Source organism: Pseudomonas baetica, from assembly GCF_019733355.1.
In the GTDB taxonomy this organism is placed as follows: domain Bacteria; phylum Pseudomonadota; class Gammaproteobacteria; order Pseudomonadales; family Pseudomonadaceae; genus Aquipseudomonas; species Aquipseudomonas baetica_A.
In genome coordinates this window covers 22943-36931 of sequence record NZ_JAIHLQ010000051.1, presented here as the reverse complement: position 1 = coordinate 36931, position 13989 = coordinate 22943, and the positions used below count along the sequence as shown (strand labels likewise).

General features: G+C 57.3%; 14 protein-coding genes and 2 pseudogenes. 7 read left to right on the top strand and 9 right to left on the bottom strand.

Annotation, left to right across the window (positions count from 1 at the left end):
• Positions 1 to 225: 225 nt before the first annotated feature.
• Together K5E40_RS30220 and K5E40_RS30215 are read right to left on the bottom strand one after the other, a co-directional pair.
• Positions 226 to 525: a hypothetical protein gene (locus tag K5E40_RS30220; protein ID WP_409339156.1), complete on the bottom strand. Its 300-nt coding sequence runs from the start codon at positions 523 to 525 to the stop codon at positions 226 to 228.
• Positions 522 to 923 (bottom strand): annotated as a pseudogene (locus tag K5E40_RS30215) (phage tail protein). The gene K5E40_RS30220 and the pseudogene K5E40_RS30215 overlap by 4 nt, the downstream one beginning before the upstream one ends.
• A 598-nt stretch (positions 924 to 1521) precedes the next feature.
• Here K5E40_RS30215 and K5E40_RS35815 point away from each other — a divergent pair.
• The 3 genes and pseudogenes from K5E40_RS35815 to K5E40_RS30205 all read left to right on the top strand — a co-directional run.
• Positions 1522 to 2598: pseudogene (locus K5E40_RS35815) on the top strand (methyl-accepting chemotaxis protein); the annotation flags it as partial.
• Positions 2584 to 3456: a methyl-accepting chemotaxis protein gene (locus K5E40_RS35810; RefSeq protein WP_409339157.1), complete on the top strand. Its 873-nt coding sequence runs from the start codon at positions 2584 to 2586 to the stop codon at positions 3454 to 3456. The pseudogene K5E40_RS35815 and the gene K5E40_RS35810, both read left to right, overlap by 15 nt.
• 145 nt (positions 3457 to 3601) lie before the next feature.
• Positions 3602 to 4381 carry an EAL domain-containing protein gene (locus tag K5E40_RS30205; RefSeq protein ID WP_221733857.1) on the top strand — a complete coding sequence of 260 codons (780 nt, stop codon included), beginning with the start codon at positions 3602 to 3604 and terminating at the stop codon, positions 4379 to 4381.
• A gap of 6 nt (positions 4382 to 4387) precedes the next feature.
• On the opposite strand, the gene pseH is transcribed toward K5E40_RS30205, so the two are convergent.
• Entirely contained in the window at positions 4388 to 4939 is a 552-nt protein-coding gene (gene pseH / locus K5E40_RS30200; RefSeq protein ID WP_221733856.1) for a UDP-4-amino-4,6-dideoxy-N-acetyl-beta-L-altrosamine N-acetyltransferase, read from the bottom strand.
• A gap of 133 nt (positions 4940 to 5072) precedes the next feature.
• Between pseH and K5E40_RS30195 the strand changes: the two genes are divergently transcribed.
• The gene (locus tag K5E40_RS30195; protein WP_221733855.1) at positions 5073 to 5282 is read left to right on the top strand and encodes a hypothetical protein; all 210 of its coding nucleotides are present in this window, start codon (positions 5073 to 5075) and stop codon (positions 5280 to 5282) included.
• A gap of 3 nt (positions 5283 to 5285) precedes the next feature.
• Here the strand turns inward: K5E40_RS30195 and K5E40_RS30190 are convergent, their stop codons facing one another.
• The 6 genes from K5E40_RS30190 to K5E40_RS30165 all read right to left on the bottom strand — a co-directional run bounded on the left by K5E40_RS30190 (position 5286) and on the right by K5E40_RS30165 (position 10602).
• A complete protein-coding gene (locus tag K5E40_RS30190; RefSeq protein ID WP_221733854.1) occupies positions 5286 to 6077 on the bottom strand; it encodes a transporter substrate-binding domain-containing protein in 792 nt (263 codons plus the stop codon).
• A 58-nt stretch (positions 6078 to 6135) separates the two neighbouring features.
• Positions 6136 to 7005, bottom strand: coding sequence for a copper homeostasis membrane protein CopD (copD, locus tag K5E40_RS30185; protein WP_221733853.1), 870 nt, complete (start codon positions 7003 to 7005; stop codon positions 6136 to 6138).
• 3 nt (positions 7006 to 7008) lie between these two features.
• Complete coding sequence (gene copC, locus K5E40_RS30180; RefSeq protein WP_221733852.1) at positions 7009 to 7383, bottom strand: copper homeostasis periplasmic binding protein CopC; 375 nt, start codon at positions 7381 to 7383, stop codon at positions 7009 to 7011.
• A 55-nt stretch (positions 7384 to 7438) separates the two neighbouring features.
• The gene (locus K5E40_RS30175) at positions 7439 to 8308 is read right to left on the bottom strand and encodes a copper resistance protein B (RefSeq protein ID WP_221733851.1); all 870 of its coding nucleotides are present in this window, start codon (positions 8306 to 8308) and stop codon (positions 7439 to 7441) included.
• Between the two features lie 11 nt (positions 8309 to 8319).
• Positions 8320 to 10017, bottom strand: a complete 1698-nt coding sequence (locus K5E40_RS30170; RefSeq protein ID WP_221733850.1) for a copper resistance system multicopper oxidase — start codon at positions 10015 to 10017, stop codon at positions 8320 to 8322.
• A 102-nt stretch (positions 10018 to 10119) separates the two neighbouring features.
• Positions 10120 to 10602: a hypothetical protein gene (locus K5E40_RS30165; RefSeq protein WP_221733849.1), complete on the bottom strand. Its 483-nt coding sequence runs from the start codon at positions 10600 to 10602 to the stop codon at positions 10120 to 10122.
• Positions 10603 to 10767: 165 nt separating this feature from the next.
• Here K5E40_RS30165 and K5E40_RS30160 point away from each other — a divergent pair, with 165 nt between their 5' ends.
• The 3 genes from K5E40_RS30160 (at position 10768) to K5E40_RS30150 (ending at position 13934) form a co-directional block, all read left to right on the top strand.
• The gene (locus K5E40_RS30160; RefSeq protein WP_221733848.1) at positions 10768 to 11433 is read left to right on the top strand and encodes a ribonuclease T2; all 666 of its coding nucleotides are present in this window, start codon (positions 10768 to 10770) and stop codon (positions 11431 to 11433) included.
• A 358-nt stretch (positions 11434 to 11791) separates the two neighbouring features.
• Complete coding sequence (locus tag K5E40_RS30155) at positions 11792 to 13360, top strand: diguanylate cyclase (RefSeq protein WP_221733847.1); 1569 nt, start codon at positions 11792 to 11794, stop codon at positions 13358 to 13360.
• Positions 13361 to 13493: 133 nt separating this feature from the next.
• A complete protein-coding gene (locus tag K5E40_RS30150) occupies positions 13494 to 13934 on the top strand; it encodes a carboxymuconolactone decarboxylase family protein (protein ID WP_221733846.1) in 441 nt (146 codons plus the stop codon).
• The last annotated feature ends 55 nt before the right edge of the window (positions 13935 to 13989 follow it).

Genomic DNA, 13989 nt, shown 5'->3' with positions numbered 1-13989 from the left:
AATCTCACGGCGGGTTCGCTTACGTTTACCTGCGTACTCGGCATCGGCGAAAGAAATCTGCTTCATGGGGGGATCAACCGTTCAGCTCATGTGATGGGAGATATTTCACCAGATTTTGAAACCTTTTTCAGAGTTTCCCTAGCGGGGACTATGCGCTAGGGGTAAATATTGATGTTGATGCCGGGCTGCAGGTTAAATACTTTCTTGCTCGGAAAAAACCAATAACTACACGTTTGTAAAGGAAGTCTGCATGAGGTGTCTGAGCAATCCATTTTTGATTAAATCAAGGTTGGCATCTGTAAAGCCCAGCACCTCACGCTGTTCATAACGCACCTCTGTCGTCATGCGCTCGGCGCAATCCTTTCCGCGCAATTTATGCTTTTTCCGCAGCGCGTATTTGAATGATTTGTTGCCGCTGGCTGCGTCGCAACGCTTGACCGAGACTGCGGGCCAGCTTGTTGCGTGATGCCGGTTCAAGCTGTCCGAGCAATCCTGCTGCCCAATCCTCCAGCGTTGGTTGGTCATTTCGGTAGCCCCCATTCGCTACCGGTGCCCTGAGCGCCAGGTATCCAGTTCGGATGAGGAATTTGGCAGTTCGTTGGAGTTCCCCTGAATGACGGATAGTGGTGTTGCCCTAATCGTCTTTGCCCAACACTACGCGCTCGATCAGGGGCAAAGTCAGGCTCGAGAATGTCTGCCTCGAACTGAATGCCATCCGCGGCTTTGCTGAGGTTCTCCAGCAACTCGGATTGGTGGACGCTCAACCAACCAAACAAGTGCAACATGACGCTGTCGGGATGACCGGCGAAGTCGATGAAGATGACTTGCAGATCGAAACTGTATTCGAAAGAGAGCGTCTGCGCGGCGATGTAACTAACCTTGCCATTGTCGATGAAAATCAACAGTCGGTCGGGGTTGTTCATGGCTGGGCCTGATGATGTTGGTAATTCATGTCCGCTCTACCTTGCGGGTGAAAAACGTCTTGGCTGCTCGGGGTTGGCTTCGAGTACTGCTTAGGTCACGCCGGCGGTGCGGCCTTAGTGACGCCAGCACAGTTCGTCGATGCTTGAGATCAGGTCGTCGGCGTTCTGGTTACCGCTGTTTGTGCTGTCATGGGAGCGGTAGTCGACATTTTCAGCATCGTTTTGCGCCAGTAGCGATGTGCCATATTGCGTGATGGCAATGCGTCATCACGCGCTTCTAAAAGTTCAATGATTATACAAAAATAAAAAGTTGTACAAGTTTTCCTAAAGTTTATAGCATCCCTTCCAGATACCTTTGCTGAATCGATCAACCTTGCGTGCAGGCACCCTGTTTGCGACGTGTTGGTTTGTCTGCCGATGCTCGCGTCGGGTTTCTCTTTGATGCATCAACAGCATCGCATTTTGCATTTCCGGGACAGCTGGAGTGTTCCGTAACACGCCTTGGATGACGACCCCCGAATATCTGGACGGTGACTGCAGTTGCCGAAGATCTATTTTTTGTGCCTGACGTTTCGCGTCAGGGCGTTTGAGGCTGAATATGGCAGTAGCATCGAATTTCCTGGGTGACATCAAGGTTTCCCGCAAGCTGGGAACCGGTTTCGGCATTCTTTTGCTGGCTGTTTTGGCCGTTGCTTTCATTGGCTATAACAGCAACAACGTGCTGGTTGATCGCTTGAGTACGACGCGCCTGATTGGCACGTTGAATGACGCTACGCAAAATATGCGATTGTCCGAAAAACAGTACGAAGCTGCGGCTGACGCTGCTTTCGTTGATTCTTATCACGCTCAGCTCAATGTCTTGCAGGGCTTGGTGGGCAGGGCACTGGAAACGTTGACGCGTGCCGAAAACCAACAAGCCTTGAAGGCTTTGCAAGCGTCTATCCTTGCCTATGATGAAAAGGTGAAGCGGCTGATCGATGCCGACAAGTCGACGACGAATGCCTTGAAACCGCTGAGTGCGCTGTCCGACAAGTACGCAGACACGTTTGCCGGGATGCTTGAAAGCACCACAACCAGCGCTCTGGCGTCAGCCGATAGCGAGCGCGTTCGGGAGTTACGTACGGTGGCTGACTTGCGCAACGGCATGACCCTGTTTCGCCTGATGTTGCGTCGCTACATCGCGGTGCCGAATGAGGTGAACAAAAATGTGCTTATGGCGACGACCGACACGTTCCTGAGCGATATCACTGAAGCGCGTACCCGTTTGCCGGCGACCCTGTCGAGCCAGGTTGAAGAAGCGTACGCCGGGATGCGTCGTTATCGCGACGTCTTGGTGGAAGTGGCCGGGCTGTTTGCGCAGAAGCAGAGCATGCGTCAGCAGGTCGATCAGGAAAGCAAGGCGATGGACAGCATCATGAACGGTCTGATGGATACCCAGCAGCGCCTGGCGCTTGAAGATCAGCGCTCAGCGTTTATTCAGATGGCGGTGTTGACCCTGTTGGCGCTGTTGGTCGGGTTGTTCGCTTCGGTGGTTATCTCGCGCCAGATCACTGCGCCGCTGGCATTGACGGTTGATCTGGCTCGACGAATTGCCAAGGGCGATCTGACGGTACAGGCCAAATCAAATCGCAAAGATGAGTTGGGCGATCTGCAAAACGCGATGCAAGACATGGCGCAGAACCTGAACACGTTGGTGCAAGGCATCGGCAATGGTGTCACGCATATTTCGACCTCGGCGGAAAAACTTTCGGCGATGAGCGAGCAGACCAGCGCGGGTGTTCGTCAGCAAAAAAGTGAAGTCGATCAAGTCGCCACGGCGATGCACGAAATGGCCTCGACGGTGCAGGAAGTTGCGCGTAACACCACCGATGCGTCCGCGGCCGCGACGTTGGCCGATCAACAGGCGCGCCACGGCAGTACGGTGGTGAAACAGGCGACGGTGCAGATCAGTGAGCTCGCTGTGGCCATTGAAGCGTTGGGCGGTGCGATGAACGTGCTGTCTCAGGACAGTGAGCAGATCGGTAAAGTGATCGATGTGATCAAGGCCGTCGCCGAACAGACCAATTTGCTGGCGTTGAATGCCGCTATCGAAGCAGCGCGGGCGGGTGAGCAAGGACGTGGATTCGCCGTGGTAGCAGACGAAGTACGCTCGCTGGCCCAGCGCACACAGGACTCGACCAAGGAAATCGAGGCACTGATCATTACCCTGCAACAAGGCACGCAAGCGGCCTCTACGCTGATGGCCTCCAGCCGCGAGCGCACCCTCGATACGGTGGTGTTGGCGCAAAAAGCCGAGTTGGCGATTACCGAGATCAATCAGTCCATCGGTACGATTCAGGAAATGAGCCTGCAGATCTCGGCCGCTGCCGAGCAGCAAAGTGCCGTGGCCGACGAGATTAATCGCAGCATCGTCAGCGTGCGTGATGTGGCCGACCAGTCGGCGGTTGCCAGCGAAGAGAGTGCGGCAGCGACGATTGAGCTGGCGTCGCTGGGGCAGGACTTGCAGCGAATGACTGCGCATTTCCGCACCTGATTATGCGAACGATCAGTCCACGGCACCTTCAAATATTCAGGCGCCGTTGGGCTACAGTGATGCTTGGGTTGGCAGATAACCCGGCTCAAGCGCTGTTTCTTCATTTATCACCACGGACGGTTGCAACCCATTATCAGGGGGCGTCATGACCGACTTTCCAAAAACATCCGCCTCACCCGGCGGCTGCCAGGGCTGTAAAAACAAAGGCGCGCCGGATCTGGAATTCGCCTTTGCGTTTCAGCCCATTGTGGATCTGCGCGATCAAACAACCTTTGCCCATGAAGCCTTGGTTCGCGGCGTGAATGGTGAGGGCGCGTTGTCAGTTCTGGAGCAGGTAGACGATCAAAATCGTTATCGATTCGATCAACTGTGTCGTGTTCGGGCTATTTCCACGGCGGCTCAGTTAGGTATGACCGAGTACCTGTCGATCAACTTTTTGCCGAATGCTGTTTACCGTCCGGAATTGTGCATTCGCAGCACGCTTGAAGCGGCGCGCGCTCACGGGTTCCCGCTGGATCGTTTGATCTTCGAGGCGGTTGAGGGCGAGCACGTTGAAAAGAACAGCCATCTGACGAACATCTTGCGTGAGTACCGTGAGTTTGGTTTCAAGACGGCGATCGACGACTTTGGTGCAGGCTATTCCGGTCTTAACTTATTGGCGGACTTTCAGCCGGACTTGATCAAGCTGGATATGGCGTTGATCCGGGATATCCACCTTGACCGAGTTCGTCAGACCATCGTGCGTAACGTCGTGAACATGTGTAGAGAGTTGGGCGTCGAGGTGATCGCCGAGGGCATAGAAGAGGCGCAGGAAAGAGATTTTCTCGCTGATTGCGGCATTTATCTGATGCAGGGTTTCTGGTTCGCCAAACCTGCTTTCAAGTCACTGGCGCAGATTCCCAAGGGTGCGTGGCTCAAGCGCTGAGCTCTTTCAGCTCGCACTGATCCGCTCCATAACGGGGGCCAGCGCCGCGCGTTTGTGTAGCCACTCAGCTTTGGTAATCCCCAACAACACGACGTCAACTCGCACCCCATCTTTCACCACGTTCTGTCGCCGCACGCCCTCCACTTCGAACCCGAACTTCTGGTGCATTTTGACCACCCCCGAATTCATCGCCAGCACTTCGCAATTCAGCTTTTCAAGCCCCGCGACTTCAAAGGCGTAATCCAGCATCCAGAACTCAACAACACTGCCCAGTCCTTTACCCTGCAATCTGACATCCAGATAAAACGCCCAATCGGCGGTTTTGTGCATTGCATTGATCGCATTCAACGAAACAACCCCGGCCGCTTGTTGATCCTTGATCACTACAAACACCTGCTGCCGTGGGTTCGCCTGCAAGGAGGCCAGCCAGTTGGCATGTTCCTGTTCGGTGATTTCGTGGGATGTGTACATGTATTTGCGCACGTCTTGCTGATTGCGCAGGTGGCGGACGTGCGCCTGGAGGTCGGGGCTGGCTTCGGTCAAGGGAAGAAATTGCATGCTGATGTCCTTGTCTGGCGCTGTGAGTCTGAACCGGCGCTGTCGATCACGAAAGTTTCATGTTACCGGGGACGGCGCGGGCCTAGGATGCTGACACAAGATCGTTGCTTTTCATCCCGAGGGGAGTCGTGCCATGAGTCTGAACGTCGTCAAAGTGCTGTTGATTGCGGCTGTGTCGGTGTTGAGTGCGTGTTCGGGGGCGGGAGGGTTGACCACGACAAGTTGTTTCTCCAGCGACTGTCAGTCGCCGCAGGGGCGTAATGCCAACACCTTGAAGTTTGGCGGGAGCAATATGGCTAACAGCTTCAACCAATACAGCTCCGGCCTGTTGCATGACGACTGATGGTTACTGCTCAGGTGTTACGGCAATCCATTCACTCAGCACTTTCTGATATTGGCCAGTGACCTTGCTCAGATGCAGCCACTGATCGACGTACAGTTTCCAGCTAATGTCATCGCGCGGTAGCAGGTAGGCTTTTTCCCCGTACTGCATGAATTGGTGCGGGTTGACCGCACACAAACCAGGTTTGAGCTTCTGCTGATAACGCGCTTCCGAGGCGTCGGTGATCATCACGTCGGCCTTGTTGTCGAGCAGTTGCTCAAAGATCGTCACGTTGTCGTGCAGGGCCAGTTGCGCCTTGGGCAGGAAGGCGTGAACGAAGGCTTCGTTGGTGCCGCCGGCAGGCTCGACCAGTCTCACGTTGGGCTGGTTGATCTGTTCGAGGGTCTGATATTTGGATTGATCGGCGCAGCGCACCAGCGGGATCTTGCCGTCGACGTCGAGGGTGTTGCTGAAATAGGCCTTTTTCTGCCGTTCCAGGGTCACCGAAATCCCGCCCATGCCGATGTCGCACTTACCGGCCTGCATGTCGGGCATCAGGGTTTTCCAAGTGGTCTGCACCCATTGGACTTTGACGCCGAGGCTCTCGGCCAGCGAGCGCGCCATACTGATGTCGATGCCTTCGTATTCGCCGTCGTCGCGTTTGAAGGTGTAGGGCTTGTAGTCGCCGGTGGTGCAGACGCGCAGTTGGCCTTGTTGCTGGAGGGTGTCGAGGTGTGAGGAGTTTGGCTCAGCGTGAGCGCCTGCGGTCAGGGTCAGTAGGCCGCAGAAGATCATCGTGCTTTTTAGCTTTGTCATGGTGATCGGGCTTATGCAGGGAAAGTTTGCCCAGTGTAGTGAAAGCCTTTGCCGTGTGTCATCCCGGCTCTGGACTCAAGGTGCCGAGCCATCCAACCAGCCCCACGATTAGCAGTGCAATTGCCAACTCAAGCAAAACACTACGCCTCAGAGCATTCGCGGCTATGAGATGCCGGCCATCGCGCAGAGACTGTTGCAGCAACGGTCCCAAGTGAAAGCGATTCAGCGCCGCTAATACCAGCATACCCCCGAACAGCAATACCTTGACCGCGAGCAGTATCCCGTAAGTGCCGAGTAACACGTCATCGAGTTTCGGGCCGACGATGAAGAGGTAATTCACCACGCCTGTCACAGTGAGCGTCAGCACAATCACTGCGCCTACTGATTCGAAACGTTTGACGGCATAAGCCAACTGTCGAAGACGCGTTTCATCAACGTGCCTCCGAGCCATCAACACCAGCGCCAGCAGTGCGCCAAACCATGCCCCAGCAGCCAGCAGGTGTAGGATGTCGCTGAGGAAATGCCAGATCCGCCGCCATTCTTCGTCCATCGCTCCATGCCCGCTCCAGGCCAGCGAGGCGAGGGCGATTGCGCCGGCAATCGACGCGATCCACAACCCCGGGCTGATCACCACGACGATCAGCGCACACACCCGCGCGGCCCACGCCAGCCCCATGTCTGTTTCAAACAGCATCATTTGCAGATGCGGCCACAGCGCTGAGAGCTCGGTTTCCCCACTCATGGCGCTGGTCATCAGCAGGCCTCCAGCCAGCGACAGCAATATCCCGAGCAGCGCCATGGCGCGCAACATCGGCCGAAACGGCAGCACCGCATTAACGCTATACACCCCAAAGAGCGCCACCCCGAACAACAGCAGCAAGTCCACATACAACACCAGTCGCAGGATGATGTTGCTCAGGTCGCCCATCGCTTACTTCACTTTAAACGTGACGTTGCCGGTGATCGGGTGGGTGTCTGAAGACACCGCGCGCCATTCGACTTTGTAGGTGCCGGCCGGCAACGGGTCGAGCGGAGTGATGAACATGGCTTTCGGGTCGCTGCCGGCGCTGACTTTGGCTTTCATCGGCATCGGTGAATGGGCCATGCCGGGCATTTCGGTCATGACCAGTTTGGCACCGGAGAATTGGGTCATCAGGTTTTCCGAGAAGTGCAATTCGATCTTGCCGGGTGTCGCGCCGTCCGCACCTTCGGCCGGGGTCGACGAGAGCAGTTTCGGATGGGCCTGGGCCAAGCTGCTAAGGAGCAGGCCGGTGGCGAGTGTTACGGCGGTTTTCAATGTGCGCATGCAAGGCCTCTTACCGCTCTTTGGCGGTGATTGTCTGGGTGTTGAATGGAGGGTGTCAGAACCACAGCCGCACGCCAAGGACGAGGCGCGCTTCACTGCGATCCTCGCCTTCCTCTCGTGCGTATTCGGCGGTGTTGCCGTAGGTGCGGTTCCAGGTCACACCGATGTAGGGAGCAAATTCACGGCGGATTTCATAGCGCAGGCGCAGGCCGGCTTCGGTGTTTGACAGGCCGGAGCCGATACCCCGTTGCGGATCGTTTTTGCCGTAGACGTTAACTTCGGCTGTGGGCTGCAGAATCAGGCGATTGGTCAGCAGAATGTCGTAGTCACCCTCCAGCCGAACCGCACTTTGGCCACCTTCACCGATAAACGCGGTGGCCTTGGCCTCGAAGTTGTACAACGCCATGCCCTGTAAACCGAACGCAGCCCAAGTTTGTGGCGCGCCGGGTTTGAAGTCCTGGCGCACCCCGCTGACCACGTCCCACCACGGCGAAATCGCGTGGCCCCACAAGGCCTGAATCTCGGCGTTCTCAGTCTTGCCGTTGCTGCGTTCGCCTTCGGAGCGCAACCACAGCCGATCGATGTCGCCACCGATCCAACCGGACAGATCCCAGGCCAACTTGCTGGCATCATCGGCGTCCTGCCATTCGAGTTTGTCGGCAAGGAAGTAGCTGTTCATCGCACTGTCATGCACTTGATGGCCGCCTGGGCTTTTGAACACGGCGGCGCGGTCGGCGTCGGTCAGCGCGGGAATCGGTGTGCGACTTTCAGGCGGGGCGGCGGGCTGCATCATGCCGTCGTCCATGCTTTGCAGCGACGAATGATCCATGCCGGGCATCTGACTGTGATCCATGCCCTGCATCTCGCTGGCGGCCATGGCCGAGCTGCCGATTAGCAGCAAGGACAACGCGGTGAATCGAGTCATGATCAGCCCCTTCATTCTTCCACCCGTACTTCGCGGAACATGCCCATTTCCATGTGGTACAGGAGATGGCAGTGATAGGCCCAGCGGCCGAGTGCGTCGGCAGTGACGCGATAGCTGCGACGTGTGCCGGGTGGCATGTCGATGGTGTGTTTGCGAACCTGGAAGTCGCCGTTTTCGTCTTCCAGATCACTCCACATGCCGTGCAGATGGATCGGGTGCGTCATCATCGTGTCGTTAACCAGCACCAGGCGAATGCGCTCGCCGTACTTGAGGCGCAGCGGCTCGGCATCGGAGAACTTGATGCCGTTGAACGACCAGGCAAACTTTTCCATATGGCCGGTGAGGTGCAACTCGATGGTGCGGCCCGGGTCGCGGCCGTCCGGGTCTTCGAAGGTGCTGCGCAGGTCGGCATAGGTCAGCACGCGGCGGCCGTTGTTGCGCAGGCCGATGCCGGGGTCGTTGAGTTTCGGCGCGGTGGTCATAGCTTGCATATCCACCAGCGGGTTGTTCTTTTCGCTGTCGGGATGCGCTTGCATCGGCCCCATGGCCGAGTGATCCATGACGCTCATGTCCATCGAACCGTGATCCATCCCGCCCATGCCCATGTCGTCCATCGATACCAACGGTCGTGGATCCAGCGCTGGCACCGGGGCCGACAAACCTGCGCGAGTCGCAAGGGTGCCTCGAGCGTAACCGGTCCGATCCATGGCTTGGGCGAAGAGTGTATAGACCTCTGCGTCAGGTTCGACGATCACGTCGTAGGTTTCCGCCACCGCGATGCGCAGTTCATCGACTACAACCGGTTTGACGTACAGACCGTCGGCGGCGACCACCGTCATTTTCAGTCCTGGAATGCGCACGTCGAAATAGCTCATGGCCGAGCCGTTGATCAGGCGTAACCGCAGTTTTTCGCCGGGGCGGAACAGACCGGTCCAGTTTGTGTCGGGCGCGAGCCCGTTCATCAGGAAGGTGTATGTGGCGCCACTGACGTCGGCGATATCAGTGGGGTTCATGTTCATTTGCGCCCACATCTTGCGATCAGCGACGGTGGCCTCCCAACCGTTTGTGCTGACGTCGTTGACGAAGTCGCCGACGGTGCGTTTGTGGAAGTTGTAGTAGTCAGATTGTTTTTTCAGGGTCTTCATCAGGTGGACCGGGTCTTCATCGGTCCAGTCGCTGAGCATCACCACGTAGTCGCGGTCGTACTGGAATGGCTCGGGATCCTTCGCCTCGATCACCAACGGCCCATACACGCCCGCTTGCTCCTGAAGCCCTGAGTGGCTGTGGTACCAGTAGGTGCCGTTCTGCCGAATCTTGAACTGATAGACGTACATGCCGTCCGGCTCAATGCCGTGAAAACTCAAGCCCGGCACACCGTCCATGTTGGTCGGCAACAGAATGCCGTGCCAGTGAATCGAGGTGCTGTCCTTGAGCCTATTGCGCACCCGCAGCGTCACCGTATCGCCTTCGCGCCAGCGCAGCAGGGGACCGGGAAGACTGCCGTTGATGGTCATCGCATTGCGCGGCTTGCCGGTGAAGTTGACCGAGGTTTCGCCGATGAACAACTCGAACTCGCTGCCGCTCAGTTCGTTGAGCAGTCCGGGGCTGTTCAGCGCCCAGACCGGTGCGCGCCAGAGGCCGAGGCCACCGAGCAAACCGCCGGCGGCCAGGCCTTTGACGAAGGTGCGTCTTGAGGTGTTGGAAGGCATGCGCGATGAGTTCCCGTGTGATCCATGACGGGGAGGCTAACCAGTGCCAGCTTTCAGTAGGCTGAGGGGCAGATTACAGTTTTGACAGTTTCAGCGATGGCCCTACAGCCCCAACCCTTCCTGCACCACCTGCAACAGGTTGTTTTCCGTCAGTGCAATCGCATCCAATTGCTGCCCGGTTTCCATAGGCTGCAACCACCAATGGCTTTCGTGGTGCTCATCGACGGTGCGCAGCAGGGACGTGTCTTTGCCTGGCAGGGTAATCTGCACACGACCGCAACCATCCTCGGTAAAGCGTGCGATGGGATCAAACGTGAGGCTGTGGTGGTTGGCCTCGATCATCAGTTGGTCGATGGCGTAATCATGGGTTTGGCCGTCGGGCGAACTTTCGCAAACGTGGGTAGGGTTGCGCCGAATTTTCAGGCCGACTTCGGTCACCGGTTGCAGCCACGCTTCAATGCGGTGGTACAGGTCATAGACCTGCGCCGGCCAGCAATCGATCTCCAGTTCCGCGCAGGTAATGTCGTCCGCTTGGGTGTGCCGCGTTTGCTGGAGCTTCGCGGCGAGTTCGTCTGCTTTACTCATTTCGGATCCCTGTGTTTGATGTCTGCTTATTAATCGTAGACCTTTCAACGGGGTACAGCGTTGCGTTGCGTCATGCGCTTGCAACACAAGCGTGTCGAAATCATGGCTGACCCAGTCTGGTCAGGATCGGAAACCACGGACGCAGGCGTCCCAAGGAGCGGGTATATGAAAAAGCTGTTTACAATTTTGGCGGTGATTGCGCTGACGGCCGGTAGTATCGGCCTGAGTTCAGCGCGCCAATCCCAGGCCAGCAAGGTGCAAGCGGAATCAGTGGCGGGGGTGTTTGATTACTACCTGCTGTCGTTGTCCTGGTCGCCGACGTTTTGCCTTACACACAAGGACGATGTGCAGTGTTCCGGCAAAGGTTACGGTTTCGTGCTGCATGGTCTGTGGCCGCAATACGCCAAGGGCGGCTGGCCAGAATCCTGCCCGCCGATGGCCACGCTGTCGGCAGCGCAGAGCAGCAAGGGCATGACGCTGTTCCCGACCCGGAAATTGCTTGATCACGAATGGTCGAAACATGGCACGTGCAGTGGTCTCGGCGCGATGGGCTATCTGGATGCGGCGGATAAAGCGGTGGGCGCTGTGAAAATCCCGCAAGAGTTGCAACCGTTCAATACGTCCTATTACTTTGAGGCGCAGGAGATTTCCGACTTGTTCCGCAAGGCTAACCCTGGGATTGCGGCGGATGGCATCGCGGTGATTTGCAGCGGCCCGGAATTGTCGGAAGTGCGTGTGTGCATGGGTAAAGACTTACAGCCTGGCGCCTGTGGCAAGGGTGTGAAAACTCAGTGCCGGGCAGGGGATATTCGGGTTCCGCCATCGCGGTGATGTGATCGGCAATGGCTCAAGGAACGGCGCCTGAATGGGCGCCTTTTTTTGCTTGAAGATTTTTCAGGTCTGCAACATCAAGATTCTCGCATCCACCCCTTCACACTCTCTTGCGACTGACCAACGCCAGTTCTTCGGCGCCGGATCCGGCAAATCCTTATACACCTCAAGCTCTGGCAACACCGCCGAAACCAGAAAGCGAAAATAAATATTCGAACGGCGATCATCCAAATCCACTGTGCGCCGATACAACTGGGCGGGAGCGGGGCGTTTGCCCCGTGCATACCCGTGAACTACGCTCACAAAACACAAGGATTTCGGGCTTAGTGCCCCTGTCGTACCTGTCCAGGACACGCTTTTGCCTATCCCCGTTCACGATCCGCATCATGTCCCCGGCACGCTCAAGCGCTTGCCGTTACGCAAAGCTGCGGTGCTGTTTATCGTGGCGGTGTGTTTGTGCCTGTTCGGGTTGTTGTATCTGCAACTGGAGCAGTCGCGGCGTCAGGATCTGGCGGTGGCGCAGGTGGCGTCGAGTAACCTGACACGGGCGATGGCGCAGCAAGCCGAGGACACGTTCCTGGCGGCGGATCTGGTGCTGACCGGTCTGGTTGACTGGGTTGAGGACGATGGTTACGGCGCCGCGCAAAAACCTCGGTTGCAGAAGACGTTCGCTCGGCGAGTGCAGCAACTTGAGCAGTTGCATGGCATGTTCCTGTTCGACAGCAAGGGGCAGTGGTTGATTACCTCGTACCCTGACTTGCCCATTGGCAAGGACGTCGCCGACCGCGAATATTTCCGGTTTCATCAACAGAATGCCTCGAGGCAGGCGCACATCGGCCGGGCGATTCGCAGCCGTGAGAACGGCGAGTGGATCATCCCGATCTCCAAACGGGTCAACGATCGGGCCGGCCATTTTCAGGGTGTGTTGATGGCCGGGATCAAGATGTCGTACTTCGACCGGTTCTTCGAAAGCTTCAGCCTCGATGACAAAGGCATCATGTTTCTCGGCCTGACCGACGGCACCTTGCTCGCACGTCGACCGTTTGACGAAAACCTGATCGGTTCTTCGTTGGCGCAAGGCAGCATTTATCAGACGTTGCTGCCCCAAGCCCCGTCTGGCACTGCGATGATCAATTCGGTGGTCGATGGGCTGGAGCGTTTGTACGGTTACCGGCAACTGGCGTCGTATCCGCTGGTGGTTGCCGCCGGGACGTCGCGCGACACGATTCTCAAGGGGTGGTACGGGCGGGCGTTTCAGTCCAGCGTGATCATTGCGCTGGTAATGCTCGGCGTCGGTCTTTTCGGGTGGGTGTTCATCCACCAGGTGCGCGACGGTGAGCGGATCGAGAAAAACCTGCGCAAGGCGCAACAGGCGCTGGAGCAGATCGCGACCCACGACAGCCTTACCGGGCTGGCCAATCGGCGCCTGTTCGAGCGCTCGCTGGAGATCGAATTTGCCCGAGGGGCCCGGCAGGTCAGCCCGCTAAGCCTGATCATGCTCGATATCGATTTTTTCAAACGCTACAACGATGCCTATGGCCATGTCGCGGGTGACCATTGCCTGACACAAGTCGCCCAAGTGCTCAAGGCTTGCTGTCAGCGCAAGACCGATCTGGCGGTGCGCTACGGCGGCGAAGAGTTCGCGGTGCTGTTACCGGACACCGATATCAACGGTGCATTGGCGATTGCCGGGCAGATTCGTCGCAGCGTGATCGACAAACACATCATCCACAGCGGATCACCGACCGAATACCTCACCGTGAGCCTGGGCTGTTACGCCTTCATTCCAAGTGGCAATGACGACCCCGAAGTGTTTATTCAGCGGGCGGACGCGGCGCTGTATCAGGCGAAAAATGCCGGGCGCAATCGTGCGGCCGTGCTGTCGATGGATGGTGCTATTGCAGAACTGATGCGATCCGACCGCTAAGTCGATCACCTGCTTGCTGTAGGTCGCCACCTCACGTCTGAGTGGCCTCCTGTTCTTCTGGAATATTGGCTATTTGTCGAACCACGCGCCGGGGCTAACGTAGTCACACATTCACTCGCCCCGGAAACCCACCATGAAAGCTCGTACCGATTTCTACACTGCTTCCCCCGACGCCCTGAAAGCGATGATTGCCCTGGAAACTGCCGTGTCCAAGTTGCCGCTGGAAAAGCCTTTGGTTGAACTGGTCAAACTGCGTGCTTCGCAAATCAACGGCTGCGCGTTCTGCATCGACATGCACACCGCTGATGCGATCAAGGGTGGCGAAACTCCACGTCGCCTGTTCGCCGTGACCGCATGGCGTGAAGCGCCGTTCTTCAGCGACCGTGAGCGCGCCGCACTGCTGTGGACTGAGTCGTTGACGCAGCTGAGCCTGACCCACGCCCCGGACGAAGATTACGAAGTCGTCGCGGCGCAGTTCTCGCCCAAGGAAATGGTCGACCTGACCGTTGCGATCAGCACCATCAACAGTTGGAACCGACTGGCTGTGGGCTTCCGTAAAACCCCGCAGGCCTGAGGCCTATCCGCAATGCCTTGTGGGCGCGGTCATTGAGCGTGGCGCCAGGCATTTT

Excerpts from the sequence above, each read along its gene's own strand:
- K5E40_RS30220 (WP_409339156.1), bottom strand. The coding sequence starts at position 525 with ATGACCAACCAACGCTGGAGGATTGGGCAGCAGGATTGCTCGGACAGC.
- K5E40_RS35810 (WP_409339157.1), top strand. The coding sequence starts at position 2,584 with ATGCAAGACATGGCGCAGAACCTGAACACGTTGGTGCAAGGCATCGGC.
- K5E40_RS30205 (WP_221733857.1), top strand. The coding sequence starts at position 3,602 with ATGACCGACTTTCCAAAAACATCCGCCTCACCCGGCGGCTGCCAGGGC.
- pseH (WP_221733856.1), bottom strand. The coding sequence starts at position 4,939 with ATGCAATTTCTTCCCTTGACCGAAGCCAGCCCCGACCTCCAGGCGCAC.
- K5E40_RS30195 (WP_221733855.1), top strand. The coding sequence starts at position 5,073 with ATGAGTCTGAACGTCGTCAAAGTGCTGTTGATTGCGGCTGTGTCGGTG.
- K5E40_RS30190 (WP_221733854.1), bottom strand. The coding sequence starts at position 6,077 with ATGACAAAGCTAAAAAGCACGATGATCTTCTGCGGCCTACTGACCCTG.
- copD (WP_221733853.1), bottom strand. The coding sequence starts at position 7,005 with ATGGGCGACCTGAGCAACATCATCCTGCGACTGGTGTTGTATGTGGAC.
- copC (WP_221733852.1), bottom strand. The coding sequence starts at position 7,383 with ATGCGCACATTGAAAACCGCCGTAACACTCGCCACCGGCCTGCTCCTT.
- K5E40_RS30175 (WP_221733851.1), bottom strand. The coding sequence starts at position 8,308 with ATGACTCGATTCACCGCGTTGTCCTTGCTGCTAATCGGCAGCTCGGCC.
- K5E40_RS30170 (WP_221733850.1), bottom strand. The coding sequence starts at position 10,017 with ATGCCTTCCAACACCTCAAGACGCACCTTCGTCAAAGGCCTGGCCGCC.
- K5E40_RS30165 (WP_221733849.1), bottom strand. The coding sequence starts at position 10,602 with ATGAGTAAAGCAGACGAACTCGCCGCGAAGCTCCAGCAAACGCGGCAC.
- K5E40_RS30160 (WP_221733848.1), top strand. The coding sequence starts at position 10,768 with ATGAAAAAGCTGTTTACAATTTTGGCGGTGATTGCGCTGACGGCCGGT.
- K5E40_RS30150 (WP_221733846.1), top strand. The coding sequence starts at position 13,494 with ATGAAAGCTCGTACCGATTTCTACACTGCTTCCCCCGACGCCCTGAAA.